Below are 19,754 nucleotides of genomic sequence, written 5' to 3'. Positions count from 1 at the left end.
CCTCGCGTCGGACCTACCGATCAGTAGCTTCAGGCTTTACTCTGGGGCGCGTGCCGCGCCTGCTGAACCGCCTGCGCTCCAGCCCGCTGCTGCGGGTGCTGCTGGCCCTGGTCGCGCTCGCCTTCCTGGCGTACGGCCTGGCCCGGAACTGGACGGAGACCTCCGCCGCCCTGTCGCGGCTGTCGTGGTGGTCGCTCGGGACCTCGTTCCTGGCCGTGCTCGCCGGGCTGGGGTTCATGCTGGTCGCCTGGCGCGACATCCTCGCCGGGCTCGGCTCGCCCCTGCCGCTGCGCGTGGCCGCACGGGTGCTGTTCGTCGGTCAGCTCGGCAAGTACATCCCCGGCTCGGTCTGGGCGTTCGCCGCGATGATCGAGCTGGCCCGCGACCACGGCGCGCCGCCGCGGCGGACGTTCAGCGCCACCGCCCTCGGCCTGGTGACCTCCCTGGGCTGCGCGCTCGCCCTCGCCGCGGCCACGCTGTCGCAGCAGATCGCCAGTCAGGCGTGGTGGCTGCTCGCGCTGGTCCCGCTCATCCTCGTCGGCCTCCACCCGCGGGTGATGACCTGGGGGCTCAACCTCGCCCTGCGGGTCGCCCGCAGGGAGCCGCTCGACCGGGTGCTCAGCGGCGCGGAGATGGCCAAGGCCGCCGCCTGGACGATGGTCGGCTGGCTGGTGTACGGCGTACACCTGTGGGTACTCGTCGGCGGTGTGCGCCCGGCGGGGCCGTCCCTGTACGCCGTCGCGGCCGGGGCGTACGCGCTGGCCTGGGCCACGGGCATCCTCACGGTCGTGGTGCCCGCCGGGATCGGTGTGCGGGAGGGTGCGATGGTCGTGGCGCTGGCGCCGGTGCTCGACACGCCGAGGGCGCTGGCCATCGCCGTGGTGTCCCGCGTGATGTTCACCGTCGCCGACGCCGCCTGGGCCGGGCTCGGCTTCCTGCTCGCACGCGGCCGGACCGCCCCGGCCGGTCAGCTCTCCGACGCGGCCAGCAACGTGTCCACGTAGGCGGCCCAGTGCGGCTCGGGATCGACGGGCGCGACGCCCGCCCGCAGCCGCTCCGGCGTCCCCGGCTCGTAGAACCGCTTGAGCGCCTCCGCCAGCGCGCCGGCCGAACCCGGCTCCACCAGCAGGCCGTCCACATCGTCGCGTACGTTGTCGGGCAGCGCCCCCACCCGGGTGGCGATCACCGGCACGCCGTGCTCGTGACCGAGCCACACGTTCTGGCTGGCGGTCGCCGACCGGTAGGGCAGCACCAGCGCGTCGGCTCCGGCGAACAGCCCGGGCACGTCCTCGGCCGCCACGTATCCCGGCCGGATCTCGACCCGGCCGGCCAGGCCGAGCCGGGCGATCAGGTCGTGGGTGTCCTCCAGGCCGCCCCAGAACTCGCCGGCGACCGTCAGCCGTACGTCGGGCACCTGCGCGAGCGCCTCAAGCAGCAGGTCGAGCCCCTTGTAGGGCCGGACGATGCCGAAGAACAGCAGCCTGCCCTGGGGCCCCCGGCCCGCCGCCTCCCGCGCGCCGCGCACGGGCAGGTGCGGGGCGAGGGCGGCCACCCGCACCGGCGCGTCGGTGAGCGCGCGGGCGAGGTCCGCCTGCTGCTCCGAATGGGCGAGCACGCCGTCCACCCGGCGCAGCAGCGCCTTCATCAGCGGCCTGTCGTACGGCTTGGTCTCGTGCGGCAGCACGTTGTGACACAGTGCGACCACGCGCGCCCGGCGGCGCAGGCCGTACAGGATGCCGAGGTACGCGGGCACCTGCACCGGGCTGAGCACGGCGAGCACGACCAGGTCGGCCCCGCGCAGCCGCCGCCCGCAGGCCACCCAGCCGTCCGGCCGCCGCCAGTCGAGGTCGCGGCGGGTGCCGGGGTAGGGCTCGCCCTCGGGGCTGTCGATCGTCTGCTGCCCGGGGTACAGGAACGAGGGGTACTGCGCCCGCCACGACTCGATGACCACGTCGTGGCCCCGCGCCCGCAGCCGGTGAGCCAGCTCGGTGGTGTGCTGCGCCCCGCCGCCCTTGTACGGATACGTCGGGCCGACGATCGCGATCCTCACACATCACCCCGAGATCGCACGATCAGGTCGGCCAGCAGGGCCACCGCCCCGATCAGCATGCCGGACAGGAAGGTCACGACGGTGTTGCTGGTGAGGTAGAAGGCCAGGTGGCTGATCATGTCGTACACGCCCTTGACCAGGCCGATCCCGACGAGCCAGAGCGCGGGCGGCATGAGCACCTTGAGCGGGTTGAAGTACATGACCATCCGCAGCACCTGCAGGATGTAGCGGTAGGCGTCGGAGACGAAGTTGAACTTCGACTTCCCGGCCCGCTTCGCGTACTCGATCGGCAGGTAGTAGACGTCGTGCTGGTTCGACATGAACGCCAGCGTGATCGTCGTGACGCAGGAGAAGCCGGGGGGCAGCAGCCGCAGGTACGGCTTGGCGACCGACTTGCGGAAGGCCCGCAGGCCGGAGTTGAGGTCGGGGATCTTCTGCCCCGCCAGCCGCTCGGCCACCTTGCGGATGAACCACTTGGCCGGCACGCGCAGGAACTTGTGCGAGCCCTCCTCCGTGGTGCGCGCGCCCACGACCTGGTCGATCGTCTGGTCCTTCTCCAGGATCTGGACCAGCTCGGGGATGCGCTCGTTCGGGTAGCTCATGTCGGCGTCGGTCCACACGACGATCTCGCCGCGGGCCTCCTGGCTGCCGATCCTGCGTACGGTGCCCGAGCCGCCGTTGCGGTGGAAGGCCCTGATCCGCATGTGCGGGAAGCGCGGTGCGGCCTCCTGCAGGCGCGCGAGCGTCTCGTCGGTGGAACAGTCGTCCACGGCCAGCAGTTCGTAGGTGTATCCGCTGGCGTCCATGGCCGCGCAGATACGCTCGACCTCGTCGATGACGTGGTCCTGCTCGTTGTAACAGGGCAGGACGATCGTGACGTACGGGGTTTCTGCGGGAGTCACGGCGCTTCCAGAGGTCTCGGGCGTGGTCACGTCCGGCTAGGCTACTCTGCCCCACCAAATCGCGGTCTCACTTCGAATCTCCCGGTCCCCGCCGCTACAGGGGGCGAACGTGCCGCACCACCTTCACGACGCCCGGGGGAAAGGTCATGAAACCGGCACCACCTGGGCGACGCCGGGCATAGGGAGGAAGATCTTCTCCATTTCGGTCTTCGCCGGTGGACGGTCGAGCGCGATGTAGAACGCCTCAGGCAGGGCGCGCACGTCGACATCCTCGGTGTCCGGCCGCCAGAGGATCCGCCGCCTGTTCACGCGCGCGTGGGCGGCGTCCTCGACGTACACGGCCTTCACCCCGTCGAGGTCCCTGATCCGGTCGAGCACGGCCGCCTTTTCCTCATCTGAGACCCTTTCACGTCCCCGGCACCGCGGATAGTCGCTGCCGATCTCCGGACAGAGCGCGATCCCGATGTCGGCGACTCCTCTCCAGAGGCTGTCGCCGTAGATCTCCGTGGCCAGGACGCCACGCAAGTCGTCGATGCGGAGCCGGACCGCCTCCCAGTCCCCGGGACCGAGGGTGGCTTGGTAGGACTCGGGCATCTCGTCGACTCTCGTTTTCCGCACGAACTCCAGACCGGCCGGGTCATCGCCGGCACTCCTCCGGAATTTCTCGTACGCCTGTTCCTTCGTCTCGAAGGAGAAACCGCGAAGTTCCGGGAGCGACCTGAGCGCGGCCTCGATCGCCCGCTTGTCATCGGCGGTCGCGGCACCGTACAGGCAGTTCGGCGCGTCCTCGTCCGAACCGTCCACGCACAGGAAGACCGACAACCTCCCGGTGAGCGGGGCGGGGGTTTCGGGCGGGGGCAGCGGCCGGCGGGAGTGCTCGTAGATCCGCCACCCGGCGAGCCCGAGTCCGGCGAGTCCCCCCAGGAGCACGACCACGAGTCCGGCGACGACCAGCGGCTTCCGGAGAAGGCCCGTCCTGGATTCCGGCTCACGACGATCGTCGCCGAAGGACGATTCCTCCGTCGCAGGGGAATTCACACGCCGAACCCTAGATCTATTGGGTGGGCACGGTCATCCAGACGTCGATGGTGAGCGACCAGGTGCCGTTGGGCGGGTCCACCAGCGAGCGTTCGTCCTGCCGGGTGTGCAGGCTCATCACGCGGGTCGCCGGGCCGTACGCCATGAGCTGCTCGGGCTCGGCGGCGAGCAGCACGGGCACGCGGCCGGTGCGCCGGACGGCCTCGACCAGGCGCAGGACGTCGGCCCGGGGCGGCACGTCGGAGCCCCGGGGATAGACCACCCGGGCGGTCGGCAGCCCGCACTGGCCGCGCACGACCTGCGTGAGCCGGTCGCCCGTGACGCGTTCGGCGATGAGCACGGAGGCGTTCGCCGGGATCGCCCGGCACAGGCCCGCCACCGCGGCGGCCTCTCCCCGGTTGACCGGCGTGAACGCGGTGCCGATCGAGGTGATCGCGGGCGGGACCGCCAGCAGCAGCGCCCCCACCGCGACGGCGGCCCGCGAGCGTCCCCGACGGGCGGCGAACCAGCGCGTACGCGCGAGACGCCGCGAGAGCCACCGCAGCCCCCAGACGGCGAGCAGCACCAGGCCGGGGATGACGATCGGCACCAGCCTGCGGGAGGCGAAGGGGTGGTCGGGGGTGATCGCGGGACGCCAGAGCGTCGTCACCGTCGTCCACCCGATCACGGCCAGCGGCAGCAGCCAGCCGAACTCCTCTCCCTTCATCAGGCTGCCCCTGGTCAGGCGCCGGGCGAGCACGGCCGCCGCCACGGTCGCCAGCACGACGGCGGGGATCCCGACGTACCAGAAGACCCAGTCGAGGGAGTGCTCGTAGTACAGCCGGGACATGTCCTTCGCAAGGCCGTTGGCGACCTGCGTCTTCTCGATGAAGTCGGCCGTGAGCCTGTCCTCGGGCGTGACCGCGTCACGACGCACGGTCTGCACCCAGGGCCGTACGGCGAAGGCCGCCATGACCAGCACGACCAGGGCCGCGGCGGCGTTCGGCAGCCACCCGGCTCCCGTGAGGAGCCCGCGCGCGCGGACGACGATCCAGGGCGCGAGGGCCGTGCCGGCGACCGTGAGCGCCACGACGACGGCGCAGATCGCGAGCAGGGGCATGAGTGAGCCCGACAGATACTCCAGGTATGGCCGGGCGAGGACGTAGCCGCCGGTGAACCCCCACAGGCCGCCCACGACCAGGCCGGTCAGCAGGGGCACGCCCAGCCGCCCCTCGGGGAAGGGCCTCGCGCGGGGGATCCGCCGGAGCGCGACGAGCACCCCGGCGAAGGCGAGCACGGGCAGCACGTCGCGCAGGCCGTCGATGCGCACCAGCAGCGCCAGCCCGAACGACAGCCCCGCGAGCGCGGCGGACGGGAAGCCCGCACCGGGCAGTGCCGCCCTGAGCCGGGCCCGGGCGTCGAGCAGCAGGTTCATCGCGCCGAACAGCAGGATCAGCGAGGGGATCTCGCTGAACGTCGTCCGCGACGTGTAGATGATCGGCAGGCTGACCGCGAACACGAGGGCGGCAAGGGGTGCCCAGCGCGCGCCCGCGAGCCGCGCGGCGGTTCCTGCGACGGTGAGCACCGCCAGCGCGCCCAGCACGGGCGGCACGAGCAGCAGGCCCGGGACGCCGCCCACCCAATGGCCGATCGCGTAGGTCATCGGCGGCCCGGCCATGAACTGGGGGACGATCCCGTCGCCGGTCATGTAGACGCCCATGCTGTCGAAGCGCAGCGCGGGATCGGGACCGCCGAAGTCCCCCACCGGGATCGGCAGCGACCCGTGCCGGGCGAGCCAGACGGCGTACTGCGCGTAGGTCGACGGGTCACGCCGGACGATCAGCTGCTCGCCGTGCAGGAGCCCGTTGAACACTCCCGACCCGAGTGCCACGGCGAGTGTGGCCGCCGTCGCCCAGCGGTGCGGCGTGGCGGTCGCGGGCAGGCGGCGCAGGCCCGCCGCGCACAACAGGAGGGCGGCGGCGCCGCCGAGCAGCGCCGTGGGCAGCGGCCGGAACCATCCGAGCAGCAGCAGCGGCAGCCCGGCGAGCAGCCACCCGCTCAGCGCGAGCGCGGGCACGACGGAGACGGCCACGAGCGTCCTGCCCGCCGCCTCCTGCTCCGATGGCAGCCGTGTGCGGCCACGTGAGTGGCCGGATCTGTGCACTGGAATGCACCCGAGACTAGCGGCCCACCCCCGCGCCCCGCCTTCATCGGGCAGCACGCCCGCTGCGCGCGTCGCGGTTGTCCACAGGCGCGGGCGGCCCCCGCACAGGGGTCGTACGGAGCCGGTAGCGTACGCCGGGAAGCAGGCGGGGGGGCATATGAGGGTGTCGGACAGCCGGGGCTCGGCGCCCTGGCCGGAGCGGGACGGGCACCCGCACGAACGCCCCGGACCCACCCGGCCAGGCGAGCCGCCGTCCCCAGGGCCGCCCACGACGCCTGGGGAGGGACGGCTCGCGAACCGGGGGCTCATGGGCGAAGGTCCGGCGAGCGGGCGGCTCGGGAGCCGGGTCCGTGGGCGTCTGGCGCCTCGCGATCCGTTTCACCCGGTGGCCTGGGCGCGTGCGGAGCTCCCCGGGTGGGCGCGCAGGCATCGGTGGTTCCTCGCGGTCTTCGGGCTGGGGGCGCTCCTGCGGCTGGTGACCGCGCTCGGCTACCGGCCCGCGCTGTGGTTCCCCGACTCCTACACGTACGTCGTGACGGCCATGCGGCCGAGGCCCGACCTCGTCCGCCCGGCGGGCTACTCGATGTTCCTGAGGCTCCTGGAGGCGTTCCACAGCTTCGCCCTGGTCGTGACCGTGCAGCACGTGCTGGGGCTGCTCGTCGGCGTGATGCTCTACGTGACCGTCCTGCGGCGCGGCGGTCCTTCCTGGGCGGCCGTCCTGGCCTGCGTCCCGGTGCTGCTCGACGCGTACCAGATCGAGCTGGAGCACCTGCTGGTCTCCGACTCGCTGTTCACGTTCCTGGTCGTGGGAGCGGTGTGCCTGGCGATGCGCCGCCCGCTGACGCCGCGCTCGGCCGCCGCGCTCGGCCTCGTGCTGGCCGCCGCCACGCTGACCAGGACCGTCGGGCTGCCGCTGATCGCCGTCTTCGCGCTCGTCCTGCTCGCGTACGGCGTTCGTGGCGCGAGCGGGGCGGGCCGCCCGGGCCGGGCGGTGGCCAGGCTCACCGTGCCCTTCCTGGTGGCCGCGCTCCTGCCGGTCGCGGGCTACGCGGGCTGGTTCTACGCGACCTACCAGCGCGTCGGGCTGGTCGGCTCGAACGGCGTCTTCCTCTACGCCCGCACGATGGCGTTCGCCGACTGTTCGGTGATGAAGCCGCCGGCCGACCTCGCCGTGCTGTGCGACTCCCGGCCTCCCGCGTCCCGGCCGGCGTCCCAGGAGTACATCTGGAACGCCGAAGCCCCACTGGTCCGGCTGCCCGGCATCACATTCACCAAGGAGACCGACACCCTGGCCGGGAGGTTCGCCTCGCTCGCGATCCGCAGCCAGCCGCTCGACTACCTCCGCGGCACGCTGACCGAGCTCGGCAGGTCGTTCACGCTCGGGCGGCCCGTCTATCCCGACGCCGAGACGTACGGGTACTACGAGTTTCCGGAGACCGTGCCGCCGCCGCCCGGGCGGAACCCCGCCGTGGTGGGCAAGGAGTTCGCGCAGCGTTACGAGGGCGGGCCCATCACGCTGCGCATCTCCGAGCCGTTCGCCGGCCTGATGCGGGCCTACCAGGACGTCGTACGGCTGCCGGGGACGGCGCTGCTGGTGCTCCTTCTGGCGCCCCCGGCCGCCTGGCTCGTCCGGGCCCGGTCGGCGCGGACACGACGGCCGCCCGCGAGACGGGCCCGCTCGAACCGGGGCTCCTCGAATCGGGCCCACTCGAATTGGGGCATCGCCTGGGCGACGGCCTGGGCGCTGCTTCTCGTCCCGCCCGCCACGGCCCAGTTCGACTACCGCTACGTCCTGCCCGTGGTGCCGCTTGCCTGCCTGGCCGCCGCTCTGTCCGTCCGGGGGCTCCGCCGACGGACATGACCGGTTGACCTGGCCAAACAGCCCTCCGAACATCAAATCCAGGTAAAGGGAAACTCAATCTCATACCCAAAATGTCGGTGTTTAGTATGCTCTGCCCCTGGATCAGGGGGACGCGGCACGGCGTGATCGCGCCCTGGATCCTCCCAATCGCGGCGCCCGCAGACGCTTCAGTGACCTACCCTCGGAGCGCGACGTGTGATCGCCAGGCAAGGAGGACAAGTGTGCGAGCGAACCAGTAATCCTTCCGGCCCCTCGCCCACTCGTCCGGTCGCCAGACTGTGCCGTACGGCCGCCGCGCCGTGCCGCCCGGCTGTCGCTTCCTGGGCAGGCGTGCGGTGAGCGAGCGCAGGCGCGTCGCCGCGCGTTCCAGTCCTCCGCAGGCTCCGTCCGACCAGAGGGTCTGGGGTCCCCCGCAAGACGGCTCGTACGACGGCGCCTTCGAGCCCCCCCGGGGCCGCAGAGGGGCGCCCGCGCCCGCCGGGTACGCCGACATGCCGGTGGCCACCGCCCCCGCGGGCTACGCGGAGATGCCGGGGAGACGAGACGGGCAGCGACCGCCCAGGGACGACTACCCGCCGGAGGCGTACGACGAGGGACGCCGCCGAGGCGGGCGGCGCGCCGAGCCGAGCGGGCCGCCCGAGCCCCTTCACGAGGAGGAGCCGCCGCGGCGGCGTGGCCGCAGGCGCGGCGGCGACGAGGAGACCGGCTACAGCCCGGCCCCCACCGCGCCCACCGCCCCGAGCCGCGCGTCCAGAGGTGGCGGCGATCTCCCCCCTCCGGACGGCAGGCCGTCCCGCCGGCGCGGCGGGGGCGGCGGCCGCCGGTCCGGGCTGGGGATCGGCGGCTGGATCAGCGTCGTGCTCACGTGCGTGCTGGTCATCGGCACGCTGACGGCCTACAAGGTCTACCGGAGCACGATCGGCCTGATCAACAGAGGCGCGTCCACCGACGACCTCGACAAGAACCGCCCCGTCAACGAGACCGGCGCGATCAACGTGCTGCTCGTCGGCTCGGACACCCGCGCCGGAGACAACAAGAAGTACGGCCAGCACCTGGTCAACGACGGCGAGCGCACCGACACGATCATGCTGCTGCACGTGTCGCCCAACCGCGACGGGGCGACGCTGCTCAGCTTCCCCCGCGACTCCATGGTGATGATCCCCGCCTGTTACAACAGGAACAGGACGCTCGTTCCCGCGCACCTGGGCATGATCAACTCCGCGTTCTCCGACGGCGGGATGATCTGCACGCGCCGGACGATCGAGAGCCTCACCGGGATCCGTGTCCACCACTACGTGAAGGTGGACTTCACCGGCTTCAAGTCCATCGTGAACGCGCTCGGCGGCATCGAGATCTGCCTGCCGCAGGCCGTGAACGACAAGAAGTCGAAGCTCACACTGCCGGCCGGCAAGCAGATCGTGAAGGGCGAGGCGGCGCTCGGCTACGTGCGACTGCGCTACGGCCTCGGCGACGGCAGCGACATCTCCCGCATCAAGCGCCAGCAGGTCTTCATCTCCCAGGTCGTGAAGAAGGCGACCAGCAGCGCCCTGCTCACCGACGTCGGCAAGCTGCAGAACTTCATCGCCGCCGCGGCGAAGTCCGTCACCATGGACGACGCGCTCAACACCGAAGAGCTCATCAAGATCGCGCAGAGCGCGCAGAAGCTCTCTGCGAAGGGCTTCAAGGCCACCACCGTGCCGTGGGAGCCGTACGTCGCCGACAAGAACCGCGTCCAGTGGAAGCAGCCGGCCGCGGGCAACCTCTTCAAGGCCATCGCGAGCGACACCGAGGTGACGCCCACCGCCACCGCGACCCCGAGCGCGGCCGCTTCGCCGTCCGGGCCGGTGGTGACCAAGCCGCAGCAGGTCAAGGTGCAGGTGTTCAACGGCACCAACACCCCCGGCCGGGGCAAGGAGGTCGCCGAGGAGCTCTCCGGGCTCGGCTTCAACGTCGTCGGCGTCGGCGACGCGAGGAAGCCCGACGGCACCGACCAGCCGAAGACCGTGGTCCGCTACACCGGTCAGGGCTGGAACTACTCGAAGATCCTGGTCGGCAAGCTGATCAACCCCGTCAGCCCGGAGACCGGGAAGGTGGCGAGCGGCCCGGTCACGCCGTTCACCCCGTCCTCGCCCCCGCCGGACGCGCCCAAGGGCAAGGTGCGCGGGCCGATCATCCAGCTCGTCATCGGCGCCGACTGGAAGGGCGTGCGCGTCCCCCTGCAGGTCGGGGACAACGCGGTGACCTCCGAGACCAACATCTGCGCGAGCTGACACGCGTCACACTCTGCCGACATCCTGGCCGGGGCTCCGTCTCATGAGAACGGAGCCCCGGCCGTCCCGTCTCCGGCGGTCTGACAACAGAACCGACAGACGTCACAGGAGTCACGTTGAGCCTCAGAGGCGACATCAGCGTCCAAGAACGTTAGGGTGAACACCTGGCGAACGCGCCCTGTTCGCCCGTTCGGGCTGATGCGCCGGGGCGCCTTCGCTAGTGTCCGAAAGGACGCGGCGACGCTACGCCAGGCGTGGCCGTTCCCCCCGAGCCTCCAACAGATAGCTGAGCGTTTCTCCCGTGAGTGACACCCGCCATCACCCCCCGGTTCCCGGATCCCCGCAAGGCAACGACCCCGATGCCGAAGAGGCTCCCACCGGAGTGATAGGCCGCATCACCGGAGACTGGCCCGCTCCGGACGGCGGCCTGCCGCGGCGGGAGCCGAAGACCGCGGGTGGTCCGGAGGCGGAGCAGGGCGCGGGCCGGCCCGGCTCCCAGGCCCACGAGCGGCACGAGCACGGGCGTCACGAGGGGAGTCTTCCGGCTCTCGGCGACGAGAGCGCGATCGCATCGGCGCAGGGGCGCCACGAGAGCGGCGAGACGGCCCCGGGCAGCACGACAGGCACGGGTAGCGCGGCAGGCGCGGCCGCCGAAGCCGGGCGCGCCGAGGGCCCCAGCGCCGTACAGAACAGCGCCGTACAGAACAGCGCCGCGCCGGCCGGTTCCACGCCCGCCGGCGCCCCGCCGTACGAGAAGCAGCCCCTGCCCGTACGCAAGCCGCGGAGCGCCGGGGTGCCCGGAATCTCGTCGAGCAGCGCCGCGCCGACCGGTTCCATGCCCACCGGTTCCACGCCCACCGGTTCCGCGTCGCATGACAAGCCGCACGAGAAGCAGCCCCTGCCCGTACGGAAGCCGCGCCAGCCGGGCGCCTCCCGCCTGGGCATGCCGCCCGCGTCCGCCCCGCAGCCGGAGGGCTTCGACTACTTCTCCGCCGGCCGGGGCCCAGATCGTATAGACACAGATCGTCAGGACACAGAGCGTCCTGTGGCGCGCGCGAGCGCCGCCGACGGCCCCGCGTGGCCGCAGACGTTCCCCGAGCACGGTCCCCGCAACCTCGCGGACGCCTTCCCCGGCGCCACCCGGCGGTCGTCCGCGCCCGGCCCACAGGACGGCTCCGACGTCCCCACGCCTCCCTTCGGCGAATCCCCGGCCTTCCCCACCCCGGCCTTCGGCGCCGGGCCGGAGCCGCTGGGGACGCGGTTCTCCGGCTTCCCCGAACCTCCGGGCTTTCCCGAACCCCCGGGTTTCCCCGAACCTCCCGGCTTCCCGGAGCCGCCGGCGGCCGCCGCCGGCAGGACGGCGAACCCCTTCCTCGACACTCCTCCGTCCGGCGCCGGCCCCGTCTTCACACCGGACGACCCCTTCGGCGCCACGCCGTTCCCCGAGACCACCCGCGGCCCGCGCGGCGGGCGGGGTGTGCCGGACGCCTTCTCCGGGGCCGCCCCGGACGCGGCCTTCAGCCCCGCGCCCGCACAGGACGCGCCGGCTCCCGCGTGGCCCGGCCAGGAGGCCGGCGACCCCGCCCAGTGGGACCCCTGGCGGCGCTCCCAGGACGGCTTCGGCGGCGCGAACGACCCCCGCCAGACCGGTCCGCTCGGCAGGCCGCTGCGCGCTCCGCTGCCCGCCTGGGCCGAGGTGCCCGTCCGGCCGGACGACCCGTTCGCCCGGGGTACGGGACAGCGTGACGGCCTGGAGGACGAGCCCGAGCAGGAGCCCGCGCCCCGGGCCAAGAAGCCGCGCGACCCCTACCTGGACAACGTGAAGTTCGTCGGCATCGCCCTGGTGCCGATCGGGCACTCGCTGGTCCCGACGCTGGCGGCCGACTCCTCCCGGGCGGCGTACCTGTTCATCTACGTCTTCCACATGCCGCTGTTCGTCATCGTCAGCGGCTACCTGTCCAGGAACTTCTGGAACTCCAACGCGAAGACCAACAAACTGGTCGACACGTTCCTCGTGCCGTACGTGATCGTCGAGCTGGGGTACGCCCTGCTGCGCACCGCCTTCGGGCACAAGTTCAGCATCACGATCATGGACCCGGCCTGGTTGAACTGGTATCTGCTCGCGCTGCTGTTCTGGCGACTGTCCACACCCGTGTGGAAGCGAATGAAGTATCCGTTCGTCATCTCGATCGCCGTATACCTGTTCTCCGGGTTCTCCGAGTTGTCCGGCGACTTCAGCATGGACCGCTTCTTCGGCCTGATGCCGTTCTTCGTCCTCGGCCTCGTGCTCAAGCCGGAGGTCTTCGACTTCCTCAAGCAGCGCTGGGTGATGGCGCTGTCGGTGGTCGTCCTGGTGGGCGCCGCAGGTGTGGCGATCTTCCTGGTGCAGAACTACTCGATCAAGCTCGGCCCGATCTACTACAAGGACAGCTACAAGGACCTCCACCTGGTCTGGTGGAAGGGCATGCTGCTGCGGACAGGCCTGCTGGTGGCCGCGCTGGCCATGTCGGCGGCCGTGATGTCGCTGATCCCCCGGCGCCAGACGTGGTTCACCGACCTCGGCACCCGCACGCTCTACTGCTACCTGCTGCACGGTGTGCCGGTGATGATCGCCAAGGAGATGGGCTGGCTCAGCTTCTCCTGGCTGCACGGCCCGCTCGGCGTGGCGGCCATCGCGTGCTCCTGCTTCGCGCTGGCCATCGTGCTGTGCCTGCCGATCACCCGTACGGCGTTCAAGTGGCTGCTCGAACCCCGGCTGACCTGGTTGTACCGGAGGCCGAGCGGGCGAACGCCGCAGCCGGCGAGCACCGGAAGTTAAGCGGCATTTCGAGGGGCATTCACCCAGCGCATCCGGTCATTTCGGACGGTGCAGTCAGCCTCCCCATATGAGGGTATGCGTCGGCACGACAGTCCATCACCCCGAGGACGCCCGGATCACCCACCGGCAGATCCGGGCGCTGCTCGACGCCGGGCACGAGGTCACCTTCGTCGCGCCGTTCACGCACTGCAACGTGACGCCGCGGCCCGGCATCCGGGCCGTGGATGTGCCGAGGGCCGTGGGGCTGCACCGCGCCAAGGCGCTGCGGGCCGCCACCTCTGCCCTGCGCACGGCGGCCCGAGACGCCGACCTGCTGCTCGTGCACGACATCGAGCTGCTGCTCGCGCTGCCTCGCAAACGGCCGCCCACGGTCTGGGACGTCCACGAGGACACGATCGGCGCGCTGAACGCCAAGGCGTACCTGCCGGGGCCGGTGCGGAGCGTCCTGCCGCCGCTGATCCGCGCGGTCGAGGGCCGGGCGGAGCGGCGCCTCCACCTCATCCTCGCCGAGGAGTCCTACCGTGAGCGCTTCCCCGGCGCGCATCCCGTGGTGCCCAACCACACGTACGTGCCGCAGACGCCGCCCGCGCCGCCGGGGGACCACCGGATCGTCTACGTGGGCCACATCTCCCTCGCGCGCGGCGCGGCCGAGATGGTGGAGATCGCCCGGCGGCTCCGCCCGTACGGCATCCGCCTGGATCTGATCGGACCGGCCGACGCCGCGGTGCGTCCGATGCTGCGCGACGCGCAGCGCGCGGGGCTGCTCGACTGGTTCGGGTACGTCCCCAACAACCACGCGCTGCGGATGGCCGAGGGCGCCCTGGCCGGGCTGTCCCTGCTGCACGACGTGCCCAACTACCGCGAGTCGACGCCCACGAAGGTCGTCGAGTACATGGCCCGCGGCATCCCCGTCGTCACGACCCCGCTGCCGAGGGCGGCGTCCCTGGTCGGGCGGGTCGACTGCGGGACGATCGTCCCGTTCGGCGAGGTCGGCGCGGTGGCCGACGCGGTCGTGCAGTGCGTGCTCCGCCTGCGCGAGGACGCCGAACGGCGTGCCGCGATGGGCGCGCGAGGTTACGTCGAGGCGCTGAACCACTTCCACTGGCCCGCCGTGGCCGGGGAGTTCGTCGCCCTGCTCGAGCGGTGGGCCCAGGCTCCGAGCTCCGTCGCCGCCCTGCCGGACCGCTCTCCCGCCGGCCGCCTGACCAACCTGTCGGGGCAGAACGTCTAGCGACCCGCGCCGACTTGGGGATCGCTTGAAAACGACAGCAGGCGCGTGCCGGTGACGGCCAGGCCGGCGGCCTGGGCGAGCGCACCGGCGACCTCGAACCACTCGGTGCCGGCCACGAGCCCGATCACGTGCAGCGGCGGCCATGACATGATCCCGGCGGCGGCCCAGAGCGGCACCACGCGGGCGCGGAGCAGGGCCAGCCCGAGCAGCAGCGTGCCGACCAGGTTGCCGAGCACGAAGAGCAGGAACACCCAGACGGCCGACGGGTCGCTCTGGGCGCCGTCGACGACGGCCGCGTAATCCGCGAGAGGACCTCCGCGCCGCGCCATGACGTCCACGGTGATCCCGCCGAAGACGACCGCGAAGTAGCAGATGTAGCCGCCTGCCATGAGGGTCGCGCCGAGGAGGCCGAGCCTGGGGCTCCGGCCCGCGAGCAGCCGCCTGGCGCCGAGGACCGCCGGGACCATGAGCAGGCTGCCCAGCATCGCGGCGACCGTGGCCAGGCGCGTCTCCGCGGGGTGAGCCGCCATGAGCGCCAGCGCCTCCGCGCCGGTGGCGTCGCTTCCCCCGTGGCGCGTGGCCCACGCGTACGCCGCGTTGGCCACGACGAAGCCCCACGGCGCGGTGAACAGCGCCAGCGCGAGCGGCGCATGACGAGTGTCGTGCGGAGCCGTTTCCATGGATTCTCCTCAACCGGAAGGGGAGGTCAGGCGTGGGAGCGCAGCGCCGGGGCGAGGAACGCGACGCAGGCGAGGGTGAGCACGATGCCGACCGCGGCCACCGCGATCGCCGGCGCGGGGACCCCGCCGGCGAAGAACGCCGGCACGGCGCTGAGCGCCGACAGCAGCCTGGTGACGATCACGGCCACCACCCCGGCGCGGCTGCCGCGCCAGGCCAGTACGACGCCGGCCACGGTGATCAGGCCGAGTACGCCGTCGGCGAGGGCCACCGCGAACGGCGGGTGCTCGCCGTCGCCGAACGGCACCGAGATCACGTCGATGAGACCGAACAGGCCCGCCATGACCAGGCCGATGACGAGAGGGACGGAGCGTTTCATGCGCTTCTCCTGAGCTGTGGGATGCCGATGTCCGCAGTGTGGGCGCGCAGGCCCCGTCGGCGGATCCGGGCGGCCCCCGGTTCGATCTCCGTGCTGGCACGTATTCACCCCGGCCGCCCGGCGACCTACGGTGTGCTCGTGGCACTCCCCCGTCTGCTCGCGTACGCCGCCGTGGTGGTGGTGTGCGCGCTGGCGGTCGCCGGTGTGGTGCCGGCCGGCGACGACGCGGCGGCGGGCACGGTGCTCGCGATCGGCACCGCGCTCGCCCTGCCCTCCGTCGGGCTCGGCGTGCTGGTCGCCACCCGGCGTCCGCGCAGCGTGGTGGGCCTGCTGCTCGTGCTGGCCGGCGCGACGCCCGTGCATCTGGCGGTCGGCGACTCGTACGCGAGCCTGGCCGCGCGCCACCCGGGGCTGCTGATCTCCGAGGTCTACGCGGCGCTGTCGCAGGGCGACTGGATGCTCCTGTACGTGCCGGCGGCGCTGCTCACGCTCGTCTTTCCCGACGGACGCCTGCCTGGGCGGCGCTGGCGCTGGGCCGTCGCCGGGCTGCTGGTCGTGCCCGTGCTGTTCATGCTGATCGCGGCGTGCGTGCCCGGCGCGTACCCGCCGCCGTTCGAAAGCACGCCACACCTGCTCCGGCCCCCGGAGGCGTACCTGCCGGTGCTGGAGATCGTGGGAGTGGCGCTGCTGCCGGTCTTCCTCGGGCTGCTGGTCGCGTCGGCGGCGGCGATGGTGATCCGCTACCGGCGGGCGGCCGACGATATCGGCCGGGCGCGGCTCAAGTGGTTCGCCCTCGGCGGCGGCTTCCTGCCGCTCACGCTGCTGCTGTGCTGGGCCAGTTACCTGTTCCTCGGCAGTTCCGACCTGGTGGTGATCGGCCTGGCGGCCACGGCCGTGTCGATCCCGGTGGCGACCGCGATCGCGGTGCTCCGCCACGACCTCTACGACGTCGACCGGGCGATCAGCGCGGCGGTCACCTACGGCATGGTGACCGCGGTCCTGCTGGGCTTCTACACGGCCGCCTCGTTCCTCGTCGGCCTCGGCGCCGGCCGCGACTCGCCCGTCGCGGCGGCCGCCGCCACCGCCGTCTGCGCCGCCGCGCTGTCCCCGTTGCGCGTGCGGCTCCAGCACCGGGTGGACCGCCGGCTCTACCCGGCCCGGCAGGCCGTGCTGACCGCCGTACGGCACCTGCGCGACCGCATCCACGCCGGGCAGGCGCGGCCGGAGGAACTGGAGGCGGCGCTGCGCGAGGCACTGCGTGATCCGGAGCTGCGCGTCGGCTACCGGCTGCCGGGTGCCACCGGGCTGGTCGACGCGACCGGCGCCCCCGTCGATCCCGGCGACTCCCCCGTAACACCCGTACGGCTCGGGGGCCACCAGATCGGCGCGATCGTACGCGGCCGGGCCGGAAGCCGGGAGCTGCTGCGCGAGGCCGCCGACGCGAGCGCGCTGCTCATCGAGGTGGTGCGGCTGCGGATCGAGGTGAGCCGGGCGCTCGAGGAGGCCGAAGCCAGCCGGGCCCGGCTGCTGCACGCCGGTTACGAGGAACGGCGGCGGCTCGAACGCGACCTGCACGACGGGGCCCAGCAGCGCCTGGTGTCCCTCGGCATGGCGATCCGGCTCGCGCAGCGCCACCTCGGCGACGGCACGGCCGACGTCGGCGCCCTGCTGGACGGGTGGGTGGGCGAGCTGGCGGTCGCGGTGTCCGAGCTGCGGCAGATCGCGCACGGCCTGCGGCCGAGCAGCCTCGACGACGGCCTCGGCAACGCGCTGGTCACGCTAGCCGGCAAGGTCCCGGTGCCCGTGGCGCTCGACGTGTCGGCCGACGACCTGCCCGACGACGTGGCGACGACCGCCTACTACGTGGCGAGCGAGGCGATGACGAACGCGGTCAAGCACGCCGGCCCGGCCGCCATCGGCGTCCGCGTCAGCCGGACCGGTGACCGGGTCACCGTGCGGATCAGCGACGACGGGCGGGGCGGGGCCGAGATGCGGCCGGGCGCCGGACTGGCCGGACTGGCCGACCGGGTCCGCGCGGCGGGCGGCGCGCTGCGGCTGTCCAGCCCGGAGGGCGGCGGGACGACGGTGGAGGCGGTGCTGCCGTGCGCGTCGTGATCGGTGAGGACTCCGCCCTGTTCAGGGAGGGGCTGGCCCGGCTGCTCGCCGACGCCGGGCACGAGGTCGTGGCCAAGGCCCAGGACGCCCCCGGGCTGGTCGCCGCCGTGGACACCGCCGATCCCGACCTGGTCATCGCGGACATCCGGATGCCTCCCGACCACACCGACGACGGCGCGCGGGCGGCCCGGCGGATCCGCGACGCCCACCCCGGCCTCGGCATCGTCCTGCTCTCCCAGCACGTCGAGACCCGGCACTCCGTCGACCTGGTGTCCCGCGGCGGGTTCGGCTACCTGCTCAAGGACCGGGTCTTCGACGTGGACGACTTCCTCGACACGCTGCGCCGGGTGGCGGCGGGCGGCTCCGCGCTCGACCCCGAGGTCGTCTCGCGCCTCATCGGCGTACGCCGGGCCGCCGATCCCCTCGCGTCGCTCAGCGCCCGGGAACGGGAGGTGCTGGCGCTGATGGCCGAGGGCCGTACGAACGTCGGCATCGCCCGGCGGCTCTACCTGACCGACCGGACGGTGGAGACCCACGTCAGCTCGATCCTCGCCAAGCTCGGCCTGCCCGGCACGGAGGAGGACCACCGCCGCGTGCTGGCCGTCATGCTCTACCTCAATTCCCGCACCTGACGCAGGCGGCGGTCGAGGAAGGCCCGCTCGGAGGCGTTCCGGGTGCGGGCGATCGCCGCCTCGTACGCCCGCTCGGCCTCCCCGGCCCGGCCGAGCCGCCGCAGCAGATCGGCCCTGACGGCGTGGAACAGGTGGTAGCCGTCCAGGCCGAGATCGTCCAGGAGGGCGAGCGCGGCTTGCGGCCCGTCCACCTCGGCCACCGCGACGGCCCTGTTCAGCGCGGCGACCGGGTTCGGGGCGAGGGTGAGCAGGTGGTCGTACAGGCTCAGGATCTGCCTCCAGTCGGTGGCGGCGGCGATCGGCGCGTCGGCGTGAACCGCGTTAATCGCCGCCTGGATCTGGTAGGGCCCCGGCCGGCCGCGCCGCAGGCACGCCCGCACGATGTCCTGGCCCTCGGCGACGAGCGCGCGGTCCCACCTGCCGCGGTCCTGCTCCGGCAGCGGCACGAGGTCGCCGGCCGGGGTGGTGCGGGCGTCGCGCCGCGCGTGGACGAGCAGCATGAGCGCGAGCAGCCCCATCGCCTCCGGCTCGTCGGGCATCAGCGCGGCCAGCAGGCGGCCGAGCCTGATGGCCTCCGCGCACAGGTCGTCGCGGGCCAGCCGGTCGCCCGCGCTCGCCGTGTGCCCCTCATTGAAGATCAGGTAGACGACGGCGAGCACGGCCCGGAGCCGGTCCGGCAGGTCGGCCTCGCGCGGAACGCGGTACGGGATCCCCGCGTCGCGGATCTTGGCCTTGGCCCGGACCAGCCGCTGGGCCATGGTCGGCTCGGGGACCAGGAACGCCCGCGCGATCTCGGCCGTGGTGAGGCCGCCGAGCAGGCGCAGCGTCAGCGCGACCCGGGCGGCCGGGGCGAGCGCGGGATGGCAGCAGGTGAAGATCAGGCGGAGCCGGTCGTCGTGCACGGGACCCTCCTCGGCCGGTTCGTCGTCAGCGTCGCCGGGGGCGTGCAGCAGGACCGCCCGCGCGTGCCGGTCCGCACGCAGGGACTCCCGCCGGTGGCGGTCGATCACCCGGTTGCGGGCGGTCGTGATGATCCAGCCGGCCGGGCTCGGCGGCGTCCCGTCGCGCGGCCAGCGCCGCACCGCCTCGGCGAACGCGTCCTGGACCGCCTCCTCGGCGACGTCGATGTCGCCGAAGTGGCGGACCAGGACCGCGACGGCCCGGCCGTACTCCTCGCGGAACACCCGCTCGACGCCGGGGTCCCTACTGCCGGTCGTCATCGCCCTCCACGACGCCCGCGAAGGGGCGCACCTCCACGGGGAGCGTGGTCGCGCGGGCGAGCCTGCGACCCCACTCGAGCGCCGCGTCGAGGTCGGGCGCCCTGACGATCGTCAGCCCGCCGACGTGCTCCTTCCCCTCGGTGTACGGGCCGTCGGTGACGAGCTCCTCCCCGTCGCGCACCCGCACCACGGTCGCCGTGCCCGGATCGTGCAGCCCGCCGGAGAAGACCCACGCCCCCGCGGCGCGCAGTTCCTCGTTGAGGACCGCCAGGTCCCGCATGATCGGCTCCAGGACCTCCGGCGGGGGCGTCCCGCCGTCGGGCTGCTGGATACTGAGCAGATAGTGCCTCATGGTCTCTTACACCTCCTCGGCGAGGCCCGCCCGGCGCGGGCCCGTTCACCCTCTACACGAACGAC

15 protein-coding genes are annotated in these 19,754 nt (G+C 72.9%); 7 read left to right on the top strand and 8 right to left on the bottom strand.

The features are described 5' to 3' along the window. Positions 1 to 50 precede the first annotated feature (50 nt). Positions 51 to 1,004, top strand: a complete 954-nt coding sequence (locus QSK36_RS06205) for a lysylphosphatidylglycerol synthase domain-containing protein (protein WP_352239771.1) — start codon at positions 51 to 53, stop codon at positions 1,002 to 1,004. Here QSK36_RS06205 and QSK36_RS06200 read toward each other — a convergent pair. The 4 genes from QSK36_RS06200 to QSK36_RS06185 all read right to left on the bottom strand — a co-directional run bounded on the left by QSK36_RS06200 (position 968) and on the right by QSK36_RS06185 (position 6,061). After that, positions 968 to 2,050 carry a glycosyltransferase family 4 protein gene (locus tag QSK36_RS06200; RefSeq protein WP_285781629.1) on the bottom strand — a complete coding sequence of 361 codons (1,083 nt, stop codon included), beginning with the start codon at positions 2,048 to 2,050 and terminating at the stop codon, positions 968 to 970. The genes QSK36_RS06205 and QSK36_RS06200 overlap by 37 nt on opposite strands. Next, the gene (locus QSK36_RS06195) at positions 2,047 to 2,982 is read right to left on the bottom strand and encodes a glycosyltransferase family 2 protein (RefSeq protein ID WP_205825597.1); all 936 of its coding nucleotides are present in this window, start codon (positions 2,980 to 2,982) and stop codon (positions 2,047 to 2,049) included. Before QSK36_RS06195 ends, QSK36_RS06200 begins: the two co-directional genes overlap by 4 nt. Before the next feature lie 114 nt (positions 2,983 to 3,096). Further along, complete coding sequence (locus QSK36_RS06190) at positions 3,097 to 3,882, bottom strand: permease-like cell division protein FtsX (RefSeq protein WP_285781849.1); 786 nt, start codon at positions 3,880 to 3,882, stop codon at positions 3,097 to 3,099. A gap of 124 nt (positions 3,883 to 4,006) precedes the next feature. Next, on the bottom strand, positions 4,007 to 6,061 hold the full coding sequence (locus QSK36_RS06185; RefSeq protein ID WP_285781628.1) for a hypothetical protein: 2,055 nt from the start codon (positions 6,059 to 6,061) through the stop codon (positions 4,007 to 4,009). A 457-nt stretch (positions 6,062 to 6,518) separates the two neighbouring features. On the opposite strand from QSK36_RS06185, the gene QSK36_RS06180 reads away from it, so the two are divergent. From QSK36_RS06180 to QSK36_RS06165, 4 genes are all read left to right on the top strand, one after another. After that, entirely contained in the window at positions 6,519 to 7,994 is a 1,476-nt protein-coding gene (locus tag QSK36_RS06180; RefSeq protein WP_285781627.1) for a hypothetical protein, read from the top strand. Positions 7,995 to 8,329: 335 nt separating this feature from the next. Then, entirely contained in the window at positions 8,330 to 10,264 is a 1,935-nt protein-coding gene (locus QSK36_RS06175) for an LCP family protein (RefSeq protein ID WP_285781626.1), read from the top strand. Between the two features lie 301 nt (positions 10,265 to 10,565). Next, complete coding sequence (locus QSK36_RS06170; protein WP_285781625.1) at positions 10,566 to 13,082, top strand: acyltransferase family protein; 2,517 nt, start codon at positions 10,566 to 10,568, stop codon at positions 13,080 to 13,082. Positions 13,083 to 13,149: 67 nt separating this feature from the next. Beyond that, a complete protein-coding gene (locus tag QSK36_RS06165) occupies positions 13,150 to 14,313 on the top strand; it encodes a glycosyltransferase (RefSeq protein WP_183534680.1) in 1,164 nt (387 codons plus the stop codon). Here QSK36_RS06165 and QSK36_RS06160 read toward each other — a convergent pair. Continuing rightward, positions 14,310 to 14,993: a hypothetical protein gene (locus QSK36_RS06160; protein WP_285781624.1), complete on the bottom strand. Its 684-nt coding sequence runs from the start codon at positions 14,991 to 14,993 to the stop codon at positions 14,310 to 14,312. The two genes, QSK36_RS06165 and QSK36_RS06160, sit on opposite strands and share 4 nt — an antisense overlap. A gap of 26 nt (positions 14,994 to 15,019) precedes the next feature. After that, entirely contained in the window at positions 15,020 to 15,370 is a 351-nt protein-coding gene (locus tag QSK36_RS06155; RefSeq protein WP_183534678.1) for a hypothetical protein, read from the bottom strand. A 138-nt stretch (positions 15,371 to 15,508) separates the two neighbouring features. Here QSK36_RS06155 and QSK36_RS06150 point away from each other — a divergent pair, with 138 nt between their 5' ends. After that, complete coding sequence (locus tag QSK36_RS06150) at positions 15,509 to 17,485, top strand: sensor histidine kinase (RefSeq protein WP_285781623.1); 1,977 nt, start codon at positions 15,509 to 15,511, stop codon at positions 17,483 to 17,485. Beyond that, the gene (locus QSK36_RS06145; RefSeq protein WP_285781622.1) at positions 17,473 to 18,117 is read left to right on the top strand and encodes a response regulator transcription factor; all 645 of its coding nucleotides are present in this window, start codon (positions 17,473 to 17,475) and stop codon (positions 18,115 to 18,117) included. The genes QSK36_RS06150 and QSK36_RS06145 overlap by 13 nt, the downstream gene beginning before the upstream one ends. On the opposite strand, the gene QSK36_RS06140 is transcribed toward QSK36_RS06145, so the two are convergent. Continuing rightward, the gene (locus QSK36_RS06140) at positions 18,096 to 19,337 is read right to left on the bottom strand and encodes an RNA polymerase sigma factor (RefSeq protein WP_285781621.1); all 1,242 of its coding nucleotides are present in this window, start codon (positions 19,335 to 19,337) and stop codon (positions 18,096 to 18,098) included. The genes QSK36_RS06145 and QSK36_RS06140 overlap by 22 nt on opposite strands. Continuing rightward, positions 19,321 to 19,689: a YciI family protein gene (locus QSK36_RS06135; RefSeq protein ID WP_285781620.1), complete on the bottom strand. Its 369-nt coding sequence runs from the start codon at positions 19,687 to 19,689 to the stop codon at positions 19,321 to 19,323. Before QSK36_RS06135 ends, QSK36_RS06140 begins: the two co-directional genes overlap by 17 nt. Positions 19,690 to 19,754 lie beyond the last annotated feature (65 nt).

Source organism: Microbispora sp. NBRC 16548 (assembly GCF_030268985.1).
Classification (GTDB): Bacteria; Actinomycetota; Actinomycetes; order Streptosporangiales; family Streptosporangiaceae; genus Microbispora; species Microbispora catharanthi.
Note: the sequence above shows the minus strand (reverse complement) of the source record. Positions and strands in the feature narration are given on the sequence as shown.